Origin of the sequence: Pseudomonas sp. PDM02 (genome assembly GCF_014852285.1) — a bacterium.
In the GTDB taxonomy this organism is placed as follows: domain Bacteria; phylum Pseudomonadota; class Gammaproteobacteria; order Pseudomonadales; family Pseudomonadaceae; genus Aquipseudomonas; species Aquipseudomonas migulae.
Genome location: NZ_JACVBL010000001.1, coordinates 744,555 through 759,122, shown reverse-complemented (window position 1 = coordinate 759,122; position 14,568 = coordinate 744,555). Strand labels below are relative to the sequence as shown.

Below are 14,568 nucleotides of genomic sequence, written 5' to 3'. Positions count from 1 at the left end.
GAAGTCCCGCTTGAAAAGTAATTATTGAAGCGCCAGAGAGCGCTCATTGGCCGCCACGTCGCAGCCCTTCGCATACGCACGTTGAATCGCCGGCCGTGCCTTGAGCCGTTCGCGCCAGGCGTGGATGTGCGGGAAGTCCGCCAGGTCCTGGCCCTGACGTTGCGGCTGGATCCACGGGAAAATCGCCATGTCGGCAATGGAGTACTCGCCCGCCACATACGGCACGTCAGCCAGACGCGTTTCCAGCACCCGATACAGCCGCGTCGCTTCGGCATTGAGCAGGTCGAGAGCGAACGGAATCGGTTGCGGCGCCTTCTCCTTGAACACCTGCAACTGACTCAGGTACGGCGTGATATGCCCCACCTGCCAGAACAGCCATTCCTGGACTTTCTGCCGCTCGACGCTGCCGGCAGCGGGCAGAAAACGCCCGGCCTTGTCGGCCAGGTAATTGAGAATGGCGCCGGATTCGAACAGGTTCAGCGGCTCGCTCAAACCCTCGGGTGCATGGTCGACAATCGCCGGGATCCGCCCATTGGCGCTGATCCGCTGGAACGCCGCCTGCCTCTGCTCGCCCTCGCGGATGTTGATCGGCACCACTCGGTAATCCAGTCCGAGTTCTTCAAGCAGGATGCCGATCTTCAAGCCGTTGCCGGTCGGCCAGTAGTACAAATCGATCATGCGTAGGCCTTGATCGACGGCGCCATTTGCGAGGCGTTGTAATTGAGAATGCGCCCGTCCGCTTCGACGCCATAACGGCCGTTGAGCGACTCCAGCGGCAAGCCGTAGAGATGGAAATGCAAGGTCGCACTCTCGCCTTCAACGCGAATGCCGTGCAGGTCTTCACCGAGAAACGAAATCGACGTGCCGGGCTGTACGATCACTTCTTTTTGCAGGTGCAGGGTGGTGAAACCCGGCTCGCGGCCTTCGTCATCACGACCATAAACGTAGTTGATCTCCTGGCCTTCGACGGCGCTGATGATCGCCCAGGTTTCGTGGTTGTGCGGGAGCGTGCTTTTGCCCGGCAACAACGAGTTCAGGTACAGCGTCGGCGTGTCGCCGTCGTCATTCAGACGATAGCGAAACGCGGTGCTGCCCTGCCCCGGCACTGGCGCGGGAAACGCGTCGAAATTGAACAGATCGCGGCGCTCGGCCAAGGCTTCCAGCAGGGAGACGATCTCCACCAGCGCGGCGCGGTCGACGCCGCGTTGGTTAATGACGCGGATTTTCTTCAGGAAATCCTCAATGACGGCGGCACGGTTTTCGGTACTCATGGACAGGCTCCTCGGTATTAGACGGACAGGCTGTAGCGACCCAGGTTGGTCAGCAGATACGGATCGTTGGCAACGGCGGGACGGCGTCCCGGATCACCCAAGGCATGGCGCAGGAATTCCTGGGTGCGCTCGCTGCTCGGGTGCTGGAAAATCTGTGCGGCGCTGCCGTGCTCGACGATCACGCCGTTTTCGGTGAAGTAGACGATGTCGCTGATCTCTTCAGCGAAGCGCATTTCATGGGTGACCAGCACGCAGGTCATACCCTCTTCGGTCAGCTCGCGAATCACCGTCAGCACTTCGCCGACGGTTTCCGGGTCAAGGGCCGAGGTCACTTCATCGAACAGGATCAATTCCGGGCGCATCGCCAGCGCCCGGGCTATCGCCACACGTTGTTGCTGGCCGCCGGACAGTTGCCCCGGATAGGCATCGGCCTTGTGCTCCATGCGCACTTTCGCCAGCAAGGCACGCGCTTCTTTTTCGGCCTCTATGCGGCTGCGCCCCAACACCTTGCGCGGCGCAATCACCAGGTTCTCCAGCACCGACAAATGCGGGAACAGGTTGTACTGCTGAAAGACAAACCCCACGCGCTTGCGCAACTCGATGCGCTGGGCTTCCTGCGCCAGCGTGTGCACCTCGGTGGTGCCGACGCGGATGCTGCCGCGTTGGGGCTGCAACAACCCGGTGATGCAGCGCAGGATGGTCGATTTGCCGGAACCGGAGGGGCCGATGATCGACACCGCCTGCCCACGATGAACGTCGAGGTCGATGCCTTTGAGCACCGGGTTGCTGGCGAACGACAGGTGCAAATCGCGCAGGCTGACCAGAGGCTCGGCGACGGTTTCAGTAGAAGGCATAACGTCGCTCCAGGCGTTGGGTGAGACGGGATATCGGGTAGCAATAAGCGAAGAACAGCACCAGCAGGCTCAGGTAAATCACCACGGTGAAGCCGGTCATGTTTACGGTGTTGCTGGCGATCTGCGCGGTGTCGATCACGTCATGTACACCCACCAGCGAGGCCAGCGCCGTGCCCATGGTGATCACCGCATACAGGTTCATCCACGGCGGCAACATGCGTTTGAAGCACTGCGGCAGGATGATCGAGCGAAAAATCTGCCCACGCGTGAACGCCAGCGAACGGGCCGCTTCCCACTGCGTGCTCGGAATCGAAGCAATGGCGCCACGGAAGATTTCCGCGACGTTGGCACTTGCCGGCAAGGCCAGGCCAATGGTCACCTTGACCCAGTCGGGGAACGAGATGTAGGCGCTGCCGATCTTGATCTCAAACGGGAACACATAGGTGGTGAAATAGATCAGCACCAGCCACGGCGCGTTGCGGAAAATCTGCACCCAGATCCGTGCCGGGAAACGCAGCAGACGCAGCGGCGACAACGCCAGTGCGCCCACCAGCAACCCCAGCACCGACCCCAGCGCGATGGCGACCAGACTGATCAGAATGTTTTGCCCGAAACCCACGGCCAGGGCTGGCGACCATTGCAGCAGCGCCTTCAGCACCGGGCTTTGCGGGGCCAACCACAGCAACCCGAGCACAACGCAGATCAGCAGCAACAATTTGCCGACGTGCCGCCGTGGCCAGGCCACCGGCGCGGTGACGGACGATTCAATGGCCATAGCCGGGCATCCTCAGGCGCGCTTCGAGGTAGCGCCCCACACAATTGACGATAAAACTCAGCAGACCGAAAAAGCTCAGAATCAGGATCATCAGCTCCAGCACGTTATCGCTCTGGGTCCAGATCATGATCGACGCGTAGGTGATATCGCCCACGGCAATCGCCGAGGCGACGGCGGTCATTTTCACCAGGTCGATCAGGTTGTTGATCAGCGATGGCAAGGCGAAGCGCAAGGCCAGCGGCAGTTGCACGTTCCACAACAACTGCCGAGCGTTGAACGCCAGGGAACTGGCCGCTTCCAGCGTCACGCCCGGCACCGCCTCGATGCCGGCACGCAAGGCTTCGGCATGGAATGCGCCCTTGTGCAGCGAGATCACGATCACCACCCAGGCGAACGGCGTCAGCGGGTTCGCCGCGCCGACCGCCTGGGTCAGCAACATGTTCAGCACCAGGAAGGCGCAATACAGCTGCACCAGCGTCGGCGTGTTGCGGGTGACTTCGACGAACACCCGCGCCGGTTTCGCCAGCCACGGCTTGCCCGACGTCAGCATCGCCGCCAATCCCACGCCGGCGAGCAAACTGCCGACGATGGTGAACAGGCACAACAACACCGTGGTCAGCGCGCCCTGCACCAGGGTGCCGCGCTGGTAGGCGTCCAGCAGAAAGCTGTAGTTCAGACCGACCCCGGCGCTCCAGTGGACGAAAAGCTCCAGCCAGTGACTCATGCCGTACCCCGCAGTTGCGCGCAGGCCCGGGCAATGCGGCGTCCGGCTTCAGCCACGCTGTCGGTCGCGGTGGCGATGGACAGGCGGAACCACGGCGACAGGCCATAGGCACTGCCCGCTACGCCAGCCACCCCTTCCTCCAGCAAATAGGCGACGACGTCGGCGTCGCTGTTCAGGCGCACGCCGTCAGGACGATAACGCCCCAGCAAACCGGCGCAGCGCACAAACACGAAGAAACCGCCCTGAGGCTCAAGCACTTCGAGACCGTCTACGTCGCGCAACGTGCTCACCAACACATCCCTTCTCAGTTGATAAGCCGCAACGTGCTCGGGCAGGAAATCCAGCCCTCCGTCAAAGGCCGCCAATGCAGCCGCTTGCCCCACCGAGGAAGCCCCGGAAGTCGATTGCGACTGCACGACCGCCATTGCGCTGGTCAGCAGCTGTGGCCCGGCACCGAAACCGATGCGCCAACCCGTCATCGCGTAGGTCTTGGACACACCGCCGACCAACAGGCAGCGCGCTTGCAGATCCGGCGCGACATTGAGCAGGCTCTGCGGCGGCTGACCGTCGAAACGAATGTGCTCATAGAGTTCATCCAGCAGGATCAACACCTGCGGATGACGGCGCAGCACCTCGGCGAGCGCTTGCAACTCGGCTGCGCTGTAAACCGCGCCGCTGGGATTGCCGGGGCCGTTGAGGATCAACCAGCGCGTGCACTCGCCGATGTGTTGCTCCAGTTGCGCGGCTGTCAGCTTGCAGCCCTGCTCCAGCCCGCACTCGATAAACACCGGCTCGCCACCGTTGAAACGCACGCTGTCCGGAAACGACGGCCAGTACGGCGTGGGCACCAGCACTTCATCGCCCTCGTCGAGGGTCGCGGCAAAGGCGTTGAAGATGATTTGCTTGGCACCGTTGGCAATCACGATGGAGGGCAGTGAATACTCCAGGGCGTTTTCGCGCTGGAGCTTGCGTTGCACGGCAAGTCGCAAAGCCTTCACGCCCGGCGTCGGCGTGTACTTGGTGGCACCGGCGGCGATGGCGACATACGCCGCCTGCTTGATGTGTTCAGGCGTGTCGAAATCCGGCTCGCCGGTGGTCAGGTCGAGAATGTCACGACCGGCTTCGCGCAATTCGGTAGCACGGGACTTGGCGGCGGCGTTGGCCGACAAGGACACACGCTGCACACGCCTGGAAAGTCTTAGCGTCATGGCTGGGCAACCTCCACGACCTTGCCCGGATTGAGCAGGTTTTTCGGGTCCAGCGCTTGCTTGATGCGCCGCATCAGATCCAGCTCCACCGGGCTTTTGTAGCGATCCAGCAGGCCCAGCTTGCGTTGGCCGATGCCGTGCTCGGCGCTGATCGAGCCGCCGTGGGCATGGGCGCTGTCGTGAACCAGCAGGCTGAGCGCCGCGTAGTTCGCCATGTGGGCATCCACCGTCGAATCCAGCGGATGAGCGACGTTGTAATGCAGGTTGCCGTCGCCCAGATGGCCGAAGGTGAAATGCCGGACACCGGGAAAGTGCGCCTGCAACAGCGCATCGGTGTGGCTGACGAACGCCACGACCTGGGAAATCGGCACCGAGATGTCGTGCTTCATGTTGCGGCCGGCACGTTTCTGCGCCTCGCTCATATTCTCGCGCAACAGCCAAAGCGCTTCACTTTGCGCGAGGCTTTCGGCGATCAGCGCATTGGCCAGCAAGTCTTTTTCGAACGCATCGCCGAGCACCACTTCAAAGGCTTCGCGGGCGTGAGTTTCGCTGTGGTTATCCGAGAGTTCCAGCAACGCGAACCAGGGTTGGCTGACACCGAGAAAAGGTTGCGGCCCCTCGGGAAATTGCTCGCGCAGCAGCGCCAGGCAATCGGCACTGAGCAGTTCGAAAGCGGTGAGGCTGGCGCCAAACCCGGCGCGGGCATGGGACAGGAATTGCACCGCCTGCGCCAGCGAGTCGAAGGCCAGCAACGCCGTGGCTTGTGCCTTGGGCAGCGGGAACAGTTTCAGCGTGGCGGCGGTGATAATGCCGAGGGTGCCTTCACTGCCGATGTACAGATCGCGCAGGTCATAACCGGTGTTGTCCTTGCGCAGACCGCGCAAGCCATTCCAGATTTCACCCTCGGCGGTCACCACTTCCAGTCCCAGCGTCAGTTCGCGGGTATTGCCATAGCGCAACACGGCGGTGCCGCCGGCGTTGGTGCCGAGGTTACCGCCAATCGTGCAACTGCCTTCGGCGCCCAGGCTCAAGGGAAACAGGCGACCGGCCTCACGGGCGACGTCCTGGACGTTTTGCAGAATGCAGCCGGCTTCGACGGTCAGCGTGTCGTTGTCGGTGTCCACGACGCGCACCCGGTTCAGGCGATCCAGCAACAGCAACACCGCACGGCCGCTGGCGTCCGGGGTGGCGCCGCCCATCAGGCCAGTGTTGCCGCCCTGCACCACCACGGGTGTATCGGCGGCCACGCAGGCGCGGACCACTGCCGCGACCTCTTCGGTATTGGCCGGGTGCACGGCGGCAATGACCTGGCCGACGTAACGGCCCTGTTTATCGGTCAGGTACGGCGCGGCCTCTTCTTTGCTCTGCACATGGCTGGCGCCGAGCAGTTGCTGCAAGTCTGCGAACAGACTCACGGAAGCACCGCCAGCGGCGCGGCATTGCGATATTTTTCGTGCAAGTCGCGCAGGGCCTGAGACGGCGCCATGCCGGTGCGTTCGCCCAGTTCGATCAGCCAGCCACTGCGGTGCCAGTCGCGCACGATGGCATCGAGTTTCGCCTGGGTATCGTGCTCGCCTTTGCGCAACCAGATCACCGAGTTGGAGGGGATCAAATCACCCGGCAGCGGGATTTCATAACCGGCCCACTCGGCATCGCTCAACAACGCATGCATGGTCGGGCTGACATGCACCGCCGCCACGCAGCCATTGCCGCGCAGCGACAACAACGACTCGGACTGGCTGCGGAACGCCTTGATCTCGGCGCCGTAGGTTTCCTGCAACGGCTTGATGAAGTTGCTGCCCTGGGACACGCACACCGGCTTGCCCTTGAGGTCGGCCCATTGGGTAATGCCCGAGCCTTTGCGAATCAACGCCGCGCCGCCCACCTCTTCATAAGGCGTGGGCACGTAATCGAGGATCTCGGCGCGCTCGTCGGTGAACTGCATGTTGGCGATCAGGATGTCGACCTTGCCCTGCTGCAAAAACTGCACGCGGTTCGGCGCAAGGACCGAGACGGTGTTGGCTTCGACACCCAAGGCCTTGGCAACGCCTTTGGCCAGTTCGACGTTGTAGCCCAGGTGCTCGCCCGTCTTCGGGTCGATGGTGCCGAACGGCGGCCCGCTGAGAATCACCCCGACACTGATGGCGTGGCGCTGCTCGATCTTGTCCAGCGTGGCATCGGCTTGAGCCAGGCTCGTGCCCAACACGACAGCGCCGGCCAGGCACAGCGAGGACAGGTTTTTTACGGAAAAATAGCGATTCATGCGCGACTACCTTGAACAGCCGTCGCGCAATGCGCCGGCGTAGTGAAGACGATGAGTTGAATCAGGCGCCGTTGGCCTGAAACTTCTTTTGCAACTCGACCAGCGCCGGTGACGCGGGCGTGATGTGGTTGCGGGTCTGCGCCTCGATCAGCCAGCCGCTGCGGTGCAGTTCCTTGACGATCGGGTCGATCCTGGCCTGGGTGTCGCTTTCACCACGACGGGTCCAGATCACCGAGGGCGCCGGGTTCAGTTCCGGGGAGATCGCTCGGTAGTCTTTCCATTCAGCACTGTCGGCGATCAACGGATTGACCAGCGTGGCGTCGTGCACGGCGGCGACGCAGTTGTTGCCACGCAACGCCAGCAAGGATTCCGACGAGCTCTTGAAGGCTTTGATCTCGACGCCCAACTCGGTGAGCGGCTTGACGTAGCTGCTGCCTTGCGAAGTGCAGACCGGCTGCCCCTTGAGGTCTTCCCAACGGCTGATCTTGCTGTCCTTGAGCACCGCAGCGGTGCCGCCGACCCGGTAAAACGGCGTCGGCACAAAACCGAGAATCTCACCGCGCTCCGCCGTCCATTCCATGTTGGCGATCAGCAAATCGACTTTGCCCTGCTGCAAAAACTGCACGCGGTTGGCCGGCAAGACTGGGACCAGCTCCACTTCAGCGTCCAACTGGCGACCCAGTTCCTGAGCGAGCTCGACGTTCAAGCCGCGCGGCTTCTGGGTGGCCGGATCAATCCCGCCAAACGGGCCGCCCGACAACAGCACGCCGACCGCCAGCGCATGACGCAGCTCGATCTTGTCCAGCGTCGCGTCAGCCTGGGCAGCCGTGCTGGCGGCCAGTGAGACCAGGGCGCCCAACATCACAGGCAATATTCGTTTTACAGGTGTGCGCTCGAACAACATGGTTTTTCCCCCTCATGGATGATCGGCGTCCCCCGACCTGATGTGGGGGATCCTAGGTAGAGCGTTGGTGTAACGGAAATTCAAATATCTAATATCGTTATAACTTGGCGTTTAGCGCTGAAAGACAGAACGGCCACAACCCCTGTATTTGTTGCTTAAAACCCCTTTAACACTGAACAACCCAGAAAAAACACATAACGAGTCTTAATGCTTATGTTTAAACTCGTGATGTAAAAACAGCCCTGGAAACGCCCATGTCGACCCTGCCCACGCTTGATCTCGAATTGCTGCGCACTTTCATCGCGGTGGTGGATCACCACAGTTTTGCCGAGGCCGGCGCGCAACTGGACCGCACGCAATCGTCGGTCACCCAACACATGCAACGCCTGGAGCAACAGGTCGGGGTGAATCTGTTCGAGAAACGCGGACGGCAAAAACAACTGACAGAAGCCGGGCTGCAGTTGCTGCGCCACGCACGGCAAATGCTCTCGCTCAACGACGAAGCCTTGAGTTCCCTGCGTGAAAGCAGCTTGAGCGGCGTGTTGCGCATCGGCTCGCCCCATGACATCGCTGACACGATCCTGCCGCCGATCCTCAGCCACATCGCTCGCTCGGCGCCGCGCTTGCGTCTGGAAATCGACGTCGGTCGCAGCCCGTTCCTGATGGAAGACCTGCACCGGGGCAAGGTCGACATGGTGATTTCCACTCGCGAAGACCCGAACCTCGAAGGCTTTGCCTTGCGCACCTCGCCGGTGTGGTGGATTTGCTCGGCGCAATACCTGCACAACCCCGGCGAACCCTTGCCGCTGATTCTCGTGGATGAGCCAAGCATCTATCGACGCTATGCGCTGGAAGCGCTGGAACGCGCGAACATTCCCTGGCGGCAGGCGTACCTGGCGTCGAACCTGATCGGCATTAAAGCGGCGACGCGCGCGGGGCTGGGGGTCACCCCCCGAAGCATGGAAATGCTCGGCCCGGACATGCGTGTGCTGGGTGAAAATGATGGATTGCCGCGACTGCCGGACGTCACTTACTACCTGTGGATCCGGCCTAACACCGCCAACCTGATCGCGCGCAAGGCCTATGACCTGATCCGCGCGAGCCAGGGCCTGTCGTTTTCTTGAACGTCGATTCAGAGCTTGGCAATCGAGACCTCGGTGGATTTGACGAACGCGATGACTTCGCTACCCACCCTCAATTCGAGATCGCGCACCGAGCGGGTGGTAATCACCGAGGTGACGATCCCGGATGCGGTTTGCACATCGATTTCCGAGACCACTTCGCCTTCGACGATTTCCTTGATGACGCCCTTGAACTGGTTGCGAACGTTGATCGCTTTGATGGTCATGATGCGGCTTCCTGTGTGATGTCGAACGCATCCGAACGGATGTGCAGGCGCCCAAAGTGCACTTCGCGGAACAACATTAAAAGGAATATATAATTATCTATTTATATCTTTTAGAAATATAAGACCTCGCCCGCATTTGCAGCGCACGCCAACCCTGTAGGAGCCAGCTTGCTGGCGATGGCGATCTCACGGACGCCATCGCCGGCAAGACGGCTCCTACAAAACCGCGGGAGGATTCGGGACTGAGGTTCACGCCAAACCTGTAGGAGCCCGGCTTGCTGGCGATGGCGATCTGGCGGGCGCTATCGCCAGCAAGCCGGCTCCTACGGATCTCGGGTGTGCTCGGGATTGGGGGTTCACGCCAAACCTGTAGGAGCCGGCTTGCTGGCGATGGCGATCTTGCGGGCGCTATCGCCAGCAAGCCTGGCTCCTACAAAATCGCGGGAGGATTCGGGATTGGGGTTCACGCCAAACCTGTAGGAGCCCGGCTTGCCGGCGATGGCGGTCTTGCGGGCGCTATCGCCAGCAAGCCGGCTCCTACGGATCGGGGGTGTGTTCGAGATTGGGGGTTCTCGCCAAACCTGTAGGAGCCAGCTTGCTGGCGATGGCGATTTCACGGACGCCTTCGCCGGCAAGCCTGGCTCCTACAACATCGCGGGGGATTCGGGATTGGAGGTTCTCGCCAAACCTGTAGGAGCCCGGCTTGCTGGCGATGGCGATCTGGCGGACGCCTTCGCCGGCAAGCCTGGCTCCTACAACATCGCGGGGGATTCGGGATTGGGGGTTCTCGCCACACCTGTAGGAGCCGGCTTGCTGGCGATGGCGATTTCACGGGCGCCTTCGCCGGCAAGCCTGGCTCCTACAAAATCGCGGGGGTGTTCGGGACTGGGTTTACGTCGGGTTGAGACAGGCATGAAAAAGCCCAACCTGAAGAGGTTGGGCCGAGGTATTGAACAGGCACGTGTTTCCATTCACTGGCGCGTATCCATCATTTTGTCGGCGAGCGCCTTGGCTCTTTCAATCAACAGATTCTGCCTGTCCTCATGAGTGGCCCCTCCTACAACCGGCGCCGTCAGATTGCTTTCCGCAATCAGCGCAGCGCAAAAATATTGATCCCAGACAGCTTTGTCCGCGGACGTCTGTGCGGTCATTCGGTCGGCAATCATCTCCGGCTCCTCCTGATGAAGTAGCACTGCCAGTTTACGCCCGATTCAAGCACATCCAAATGTCACCATTCGTCGCTAATGTAGACGCGACAAAGAATTGCCACAGCCTCTGGCGCAGGGATTGCAATCGCCGGTCGTAATCGCCCGGAAACGACGTAATTCTGACGCGACAACCATCAAATCAATATTTTGGACGCCAGCCATGCGCTGGGTCTTTTACCCGGAGATGTAACGTGTCAACTCTCAACGAAATCGCAGCGAACCACGCGAAAATGGCGAAAAAACTGGCGGGAGAGTCGACCGAAATGTGTGAGCGACAGCCGCTGGTAGTGGGTGGGTTTGAGGTCACTTCCGTTGTTGATGAGCAACCCCATGTGCCAATGCACCTCATCGTTGCCGGGCAGGACAATCACCTCGTCCAGGCTGCGGGCTACTTGCCCTGAGTTATTTCGACAGACCCGACGACATCGCCGCGACGTTTACGCAGACCTGAAACGAAAAAAGGGATCAAGCATCTGGATGCATGATCCCCTTTGACGGATATGAAACAGCGGACCTCGCGATCAGTGGTCAGGGTTGACGTAGCATCCGCCGCGCCTTTCAGCTCGATTCGCTTTCCCGGATGAGCTTTTTGTTAATCTTCCCGACGCTGGTTTTAGGGATCTCGGCGACGAACCTGAACCGCTTGGGGATCGCCCATTTATTGATCCGGCCACGCTCGACAAACCCTTGCAGGTGCACCTCCAGCATCTTGCGGTCGAGGTATTGCCCAGGCTCGCACACCACCAGCGCCATCGGCCGTTCACCCCATTGCTCGTCCACAATGCCCACGACCGCGACCGACATGACGGCCGGGTGTTCGCTGATCAGGCTTTCCAGTTCCAGGGAGCTGATCCACTCCCCACCCGTCTTGATCACATCCTTGATTCGATCTTTGATTTCCACCCCTCCCAAAGGGTCAATGGAGGCCATGTCGCCGGTGTGCAGCCAGCCGTTGTGCCAAAGTTCTGCCCCCTTTTCGGGCTCCTTCAAATAGCCTTGGGTCAGCCAAGGCGCGCGCACCACGATCTCGCCCAGGGACTCTCCGTCATGGGCAACGTCATTGCCATTGGCATCGATGATTTTCAGGTCGACCATCGGCACCGTTGTTCCAGTCTTGATGCGGGTCACCAGTTGGGCTTGCGTGGATTGTGCGAGGTCTTCGTCACGCAGGTAAGTCAGGCACAGCAACGGGCAGGTTTCCGACATGCCGTAACCACTGTGTACCTGAATACCTTTGGCACTCGCTTCACTGGCGATGCCCAAGGTCAGCGCGCTGCCGCCCAGGAGCATTTTCCAGCCATCAAAACGAGTCCGTTGCGCTTCCTCGCAGTTCAGGATCATTTGCAGAATGGTCGGCACACAGTGGGAGAACGTGACCTTCTCCTCTCGATACAGCCTGACCAGGCTGTTGGGCTCGTAGCGGCCGGGGTACACCTGCTTGATGCCCATCAGGGTGGCGACATAGGGCACACCCCAGGCATGCACGTGAAACATCGGTGTGATCGGCATGTAGACATCATCGGAGCGCAGCAGCGGCAACCCCTGGTAGACGCCCAAAGTGCCCACGGCATTCAAGGTGTGCAAGACCAATTGGCGGTGGGTGAAATACACGCCTTTAGGGTCGCCAGTAGTGCCCGTGGTGTAGAAAAGGGTCGCCACCGAGTTTTCATCGAAATCGGCAAAGTCGTACTGGTCTGCGGCCCCGGCCAACAGGTTTTCATATTCCCCCAGCACCGGCAGCGACGTGGGAGTGGCTGTGTCGTCCGTAAGCTGCAAGTAACCTTTGACGGTGTTGAGCTGCCCCTGAATCTGTTCAACCAGAGGCAGGAAATCGTCATGCACAAGCACCAGGTCGTCCTCGGCATGGTTCATGGTGAAGAGCACCTGATCCGGCGAAAGACGGATGTTCACGGTATGCAGCACCGCGCCGATCATCGGCACGGCAAAGAAACATTCCAGGTAGCGATGGCTATCCCAGTCAAGCAGGGCCACCGTGTCCCCGGCCTTGACGCCGGCAGCGGTCAAGGCGTTGGCCAGCTTGCGTATCCGCTGGTTGAGCGTCTGGTAGCTGTAGCGCAGCTTGTCGGCATACACGATTTCCCGGCCCGGCTCGTAGCGCACGCCGGACAACAACAATTGCTTGATCAGCAAGGGATAGGCGTAGGCGCCGTCGGCGGGCGGAATTATTTTTGTCGCCATCATGGTTGTGGTTCCCGGTCCTTTTTTACGTGAGCTCAGAACTGCTCTGCATCCAATTTATAGAGGCATTCGCTGCCAGCCTTGGCCGACGCGCTCAACGAGTGGATACGTGGCAGCAGACGGGCGAAGTAGAAGCGTGCAGTGGCCAGTTTGCTGACATAGAACGCGTCCTTCGAATGCGTGCTCATGGCGGCTTTGGCCATTCGCGCCCACATGTAGGCGTACGCGGTGTAGCCGAACACGTGCAGGTATTCGACCGAAGCCGCGCCGATTTCATTCGGGTTGTTCTGGGCTCGGTCCAGCAGCCATGCGGTCAGCTCGTCGAGGGTGTCGACGGCGGCGTTCAACGGTCTGGTGAACTCGCCGAGGTCAGCGCAGGCATTGGCGGTAAAGTTGCGGATCTCCGAAGCGAACAGCCGGTAGAGCGCCCCGCCGCTGCCGACGATTTTGCGCCCGGCCAGGTCCAGTGACTGGATACCGTTGGTGCCTTCGTAGATCTGGGTGATGCGCACATCGCGAACCAATTGCTCCTGGCCCCATTCGCGGATGTAGCCATGGCCGCCGAAGACCTGCTGGCCATGCACGGTGGTTTCCAGCCCCATGTCGGTGAGGAACGCCTTGGCAACAGGGGTCAGAAGCGACACCAGTTCCTGGGCGCGACTGCTGATTGACTCGTCTTCGCTGTACTTGGCGGTATCCAGTTGCAGGGCCACGTAGCTGGAAAACGCCCGCCCGCCTTCGTTCAAGGCCTTCATGGTCAACAGCATCCGTCGTACATCCGGGTGAACGATGATCGGATCGGCGGCTTTGTCCTTGTTCTGCGCGCCCCTCGGCGAACGGCTTTGCAGGCGGTCACGGGCGTATTCGACGGCGTTCTGGTACGAGCGTTCGCCTTGCGCCAGGCCCTGAATACCTACGCCCAGACGTTCGTAATTCATCATGGTGAACATCGCCGCCAACCCTTTGTTCGGTGCGTCGACGATCCAGCCGGTGGCACCATCAAAGTTCATCACGCACGTGGCGGAGGCCTTGATGCCCATCTTGTGCTCGATGGAGCCGCAGGACAGCGAGTTGCGCTCGCCCAGCGAGCCATCGGCATTGACCAGCACCTTGGGCACCAGGAACAGCGAAATGCCTTTCGGTCCCGCCGGTGCATCCGGCAAGCGCGCCAGTACCAGGTGAATGATGTTTTCGGTCAGGTCGTGCTCACCGCCGGTGATGAATATCTTGCTGCCGCTGATCTTGAAACTGCCGTCGACCTGAGGTATGGCACGGGTGCGAATCAGGCCCAGGTCCGTGCCGGCATGCGCTTCGGTCAGGCACATCGAGCCGGTCCAGGTGCCGTCGTACAGGTTCGGCAAGTAGGTGGCTTTCAGTGCTTCGCTGGCGTGAGCATTGATCGACAGGCACGCGCCGGCCGTCAGCATCGGGTACAGGCCGAAGGACAGGCTGGCCGAATTGACCATCTCTTCGACCTGGGCCGAAATGGCCTTGGGCATGCCCATGCCACCGAACCGTGGATCGCCACCTACGCCCACCCAGCCACCTTCGGCAAAAGCCTTGTAGGCGGCGGCAAAACCATCCGGTGCCGTCACCGAGCCATTGCTCCAGGTGCAGCCTTGTTCATCGCTGCTGCGGTTCAGCGGTGCAATCACTTCGGCGCTGATCTTGCCGGCTTCTTCGAGGATCGCGGCGGCCGTTTCTTCATCGATCACCTCGGCCAGGCCAGGCAATTTGGCCCACAACCGGGACACCTGGAAAACCTCGTTGAGTACGAAGTGCATGTCACGCAAAGGAGCTTTGTAATCAGACAT

The 14,568-nt window shown here is 60.8% G+C and carries 15 protein-coding genes; 2 read left to right on the top strand and 13 right to left on the bottom strand.

Going from position 1 to position 14,568, the window contains the following annotated elements; genetic code table 11:
* Positions 1 to 21 precede the first annotated feature (21 nt).
* From IB245_RS03405 to IB245_RS03365, 9 genes are all read right to left on the bottom strand, one after another.
* Positions 22 to 678 carry a glutathione binding-like protein gene (locus IB245_RS03405; RefSeq protein ID WP_192226517.1) on the bottom strand — a complete coding sequence of 219 codons (657 nt, stop codon included), beginning with the start codon at positions 676 to 678 and terminating at the stop codon, positions 22 to 24.
* Positions 675 to 1,271 carry a hypothetical protein gene (locus tag IB245_RS03400; RefSeq protein WP_008032837.1) on the bottom strand — a complete coding sequence of 199 codons (597 nt, stop codon included), beginning with the start codon at positions 1,269 to 1,271 and terminating at the stop codon, positions 675 to 677. The genes IB245_RS03405 and IB245_RS03400 overlap by 4 nt, the downstream gene beginning before the upstream one ends.
* A 17-nt stretch (positions 1,272 to 1,288) precedes the next feature.
* Positions 1,289 to 2,125, bottom strand: coding sequence for an amino acid ABC transporter ATP-binding protein (locus IB245_RS03395; RefSeq protein WP_008041176.1), 837 nt, complete (start codon positions 2,123 to 2,125; stop codon positions 1,289 to 1,291).
* Complete coding sequence (locus IB245_RS03390; protein ID WP_192226515.1) at positions 2,112 to 2,900, bottom strand: amino acid ABC transporter permease; 789 nt, start codon at positions 2,898 to 2,900, stop codon at positions 2,112 to 2,114. Before IB245_RS03390 ends, IB245_RS03395 begins: the two co-directional genes overlap by 14 nt.
* Entirely contained in the window at positions 2,890 to 3,624 is a 735-nt protein-coding gene (locus IB245_RS03385) for an amino acid ABC transporter permease (RefSeq protein ID WP_192226513.1), read from the bottom strand. The genes IB245_RS03390 and IB245_RS03385 overlap by 11 nt, the downstream gene beginning before the upstream one ends.
* Complete coding sequence (locus tag IB245_RS03380) at positions 3,621 to 4,832, bottom strand: aminotransferase class I/II-fold pyridoxal phosphate-dependent enzyme (RefSeq protein ID WP_192226511.1); 1,212 nt, start codon at positions 4,830 to 4,832, stop codon at positions 3,621 to 3,623. The genes IB245_RS03385 and IB245_RS03380 overlap by 4 nt, the downstream gene beginning before the upstream one ends.
* Entirely contained in the window at positions 4,829 to 6,247 is a 1,419-nt protein-coding gene (locus IB245_RS03375) for an FAD-binding oxidoreductase (RefSeq protein WP_192226509.1), read from the bottom strand. Before IB245_RS03375 ends, IB245_RS03380 begins: the two co-directional genes overlap by 4 nt.
* Positions 6,244 to 7,095: a transporter substrate-binding domain-containing protein gene (locus IB245_RS03370; protein ID WP_192226508.1), complete on the bottom strand. Its 852-nt coding sequence runs from the start codon at positions 7,093 to 7,095 to the stop codon at positions 6,244 to 6,246. Before IB245_RS03370 ends, IB245_RS03375 begins: the two co-directional genes overlap by 4 nt.
* A 61-nt stretch (positions 7,096 to 7,156) precedes the next feature.
* Complete coding sequence (locus tag IB245_RS03365) at positions 7,157 to 7,999, bottom strand: transporter substrate-binding domain-containing protein (protein ID WP_192226507.1); 843 nt, start codon at positions 7,997 to 7,999, stop codon at positions 7,157 to 7,159.
* A 254-nt stretch (positions 8,000 to 8,253) separates the two neighbouring features.
* On the opposite strand from IB245_RS03365, the gene IB245_RS03360 reads away from it, so the two are divergent.
* Complete coding sequence (locus tag IB245_RS03360) at positions 8,254 to 9,123, top strand: LysR substrate-binding domain-containing protein (RefSeq protein ID WP_008032824.1); 870 nt, start codon at positions 8,254 to 8,256, stop codon at positions 9,121 to 9,123.
* Between the two features lie 8 nt (positions 9,124 to 9,131).
* Here IB245_RS03360 and IB245_RS03355 read toward each other — a convergent pair whose 3' ends face one another.
* Together IB245_RS03355 and IB245_RS03350 are read right to left on the bottom strand one after the other, a co-directional pair.
* Complete coding sequence (locus tag IB245_RS03355; protein ID WP_008032823.1) at positions 9,132 to 9,347, bottom strand: TOBE domain-containing protein; 216 nt, start codon at positions 9,345 to 9,347, stop codon at positions 9,132 to 9,134.
* Positions 9,348 to 10,318: 971 nt separating this feature from the next.
* Positions 10,319 to 10,513, bottom strand: a complete 195-nt coding sequence (locus tag IB245_RS03350) for a hypothetical protein (protein WP_008032821.1) — start codon at positions 10,511 to 10,513, stop codon at positions 10,319 to 10,321.
* Between the two features lie 233 nt (positions 10,514 to 10,746).
* On the opposite strand from IB245_RS03350, the gene IB245_RS03345 reads away from it, so the two are divergent.
* On the top strand, positions 10,747 to 10,956 hold the full coding sequence (locus IB245_RS03345; protein ID WP_008032820.1) for a hypothetical protein: 210 nt from the start codon (positions 10,747 to 10,749) through the stop codon (positions 10,954 to 10,956).
* 157 nt (positions 10,957 to 11,113) lie between these two features.
* On the opposite strand, the gene IB245_RS03340 is transcribed toward IB245_RS03345, so the two are convergent.
* A complete protein-coding gene (locus tag IB245_RS03340) occupies positions 11,114 to 12,757 on the bottom strand; it encodes a fatty acid--CoA ligase (protein ID WP_192226505.1) in 1,644 nt (547 codons plus the stop codon).
* 32 nt (positions 12,758 to 12,789) lie between these two features.
* The gene (locus IB245_RS03335) at positions 12,790 to 14,568 is read right to left on the bottom strand and encodes an acyl-CoA dehydrogenase C-terminal domain-containing protein (RefSeq protein WP_192226503.1); all 1,779 of its coding nucleotides are present in this window, start codon (positions 14,566 to 14,568) and stop codon (positions 12,790 to 12,792) included.

Bases quoted from the DNA above. Each gene is read 5' to 3' on its own strand.
- IB245_RS03335 (WP_192226503.1), bottom strand. From the start codon at position 14,568: ATGTCTGATTACAAAGCTCCTTTGCGTGACATGCACTTCGTACTCAAC.
- IB245_RS03370 (WP_192226508.1), bottom strand. From the start codon at position 7,095: ATGAATCGCTATTTTTCCGTAAAAAACCTGTCCTCGCTGTGCCTGGCC.
- IB245_RS03380 (WP_192226511.1), bottom strand. From the start codon at position 4,832: ATGACGCTAAGACTTTCCAGGCGTGTGCAGCGTGTGTCCTTGTCGGCC.
- IB245_RS03385 (WP_192226513.1), bottom strand. From the start codon at position 3,624: ATGAGTCACTGGCTGGAGCTTTTCGTCCACTGGAGCGCCGGGGTCGGT.
- IB245_RS03340 (WP_192226505.1), bottom strand. From the start codon at position 12,757: ATGATGGCGACAAAAATAATTCCGCCCGCCGACGGCGCCTACGCCTAT.
- IB245_RS03350 (WP_008032821.1), bottom strand. From the start codon at position 10,513: ATGATTGCCGACCGAATGACCGCACAGACGTCCGCGGACAAAGCTGTC.
- IB245_RS03405 (WP_192226517.1), bottom strand. From the start codon at position 678: ATGATCGATTTGTACTACTGGCCGACCGGCAACGGCTTGAAGATCGGC.
- IB245_RS03400 (WP_008032837.1), bottom strand. From the start codon at position 1,271: ATGAGTACCGAAAACCGTGCCGCCGTCATTGAGGATTTCCTGAAGAAA.
- IB245_RS03360 (WP_008032824.1), top strand. From the start codon at position 8,254: ATGTCGACCCTGCCCACGCTTGATCTCGAATTGCTGCGCACTTTCATC.
- IB245_RS03390 (WP_192226515.1), bottom strand. From the start codon at position 2,900: ATGGCCATTGAATCGTCCGTCACCGCGCCGGTGGCCTGGCCACGGCGG.
- IB245_RS03355 (WP_008032823.1), bottom strand. From the start codon at position 9,347: ATGACCATCAAAGCGATCAACGTTCGCAACCAGTTCAAGGGCGTCATC.
- IB245_RS03365 (WP_192226507.1), bottom strand. From the start codon at position 7,999: ATGTTGTTCGAGCGCACACCTGTAAAACGAATATTGCCTGTGATGTTG.
- IB245_RS03395 (WP_008041176.1), bottom strand. From the start codon at position 2,125: ATGCCTTCTACTGAAACCGTCGCCGAGCCTCTGGTCAGCCTGCGCGAT.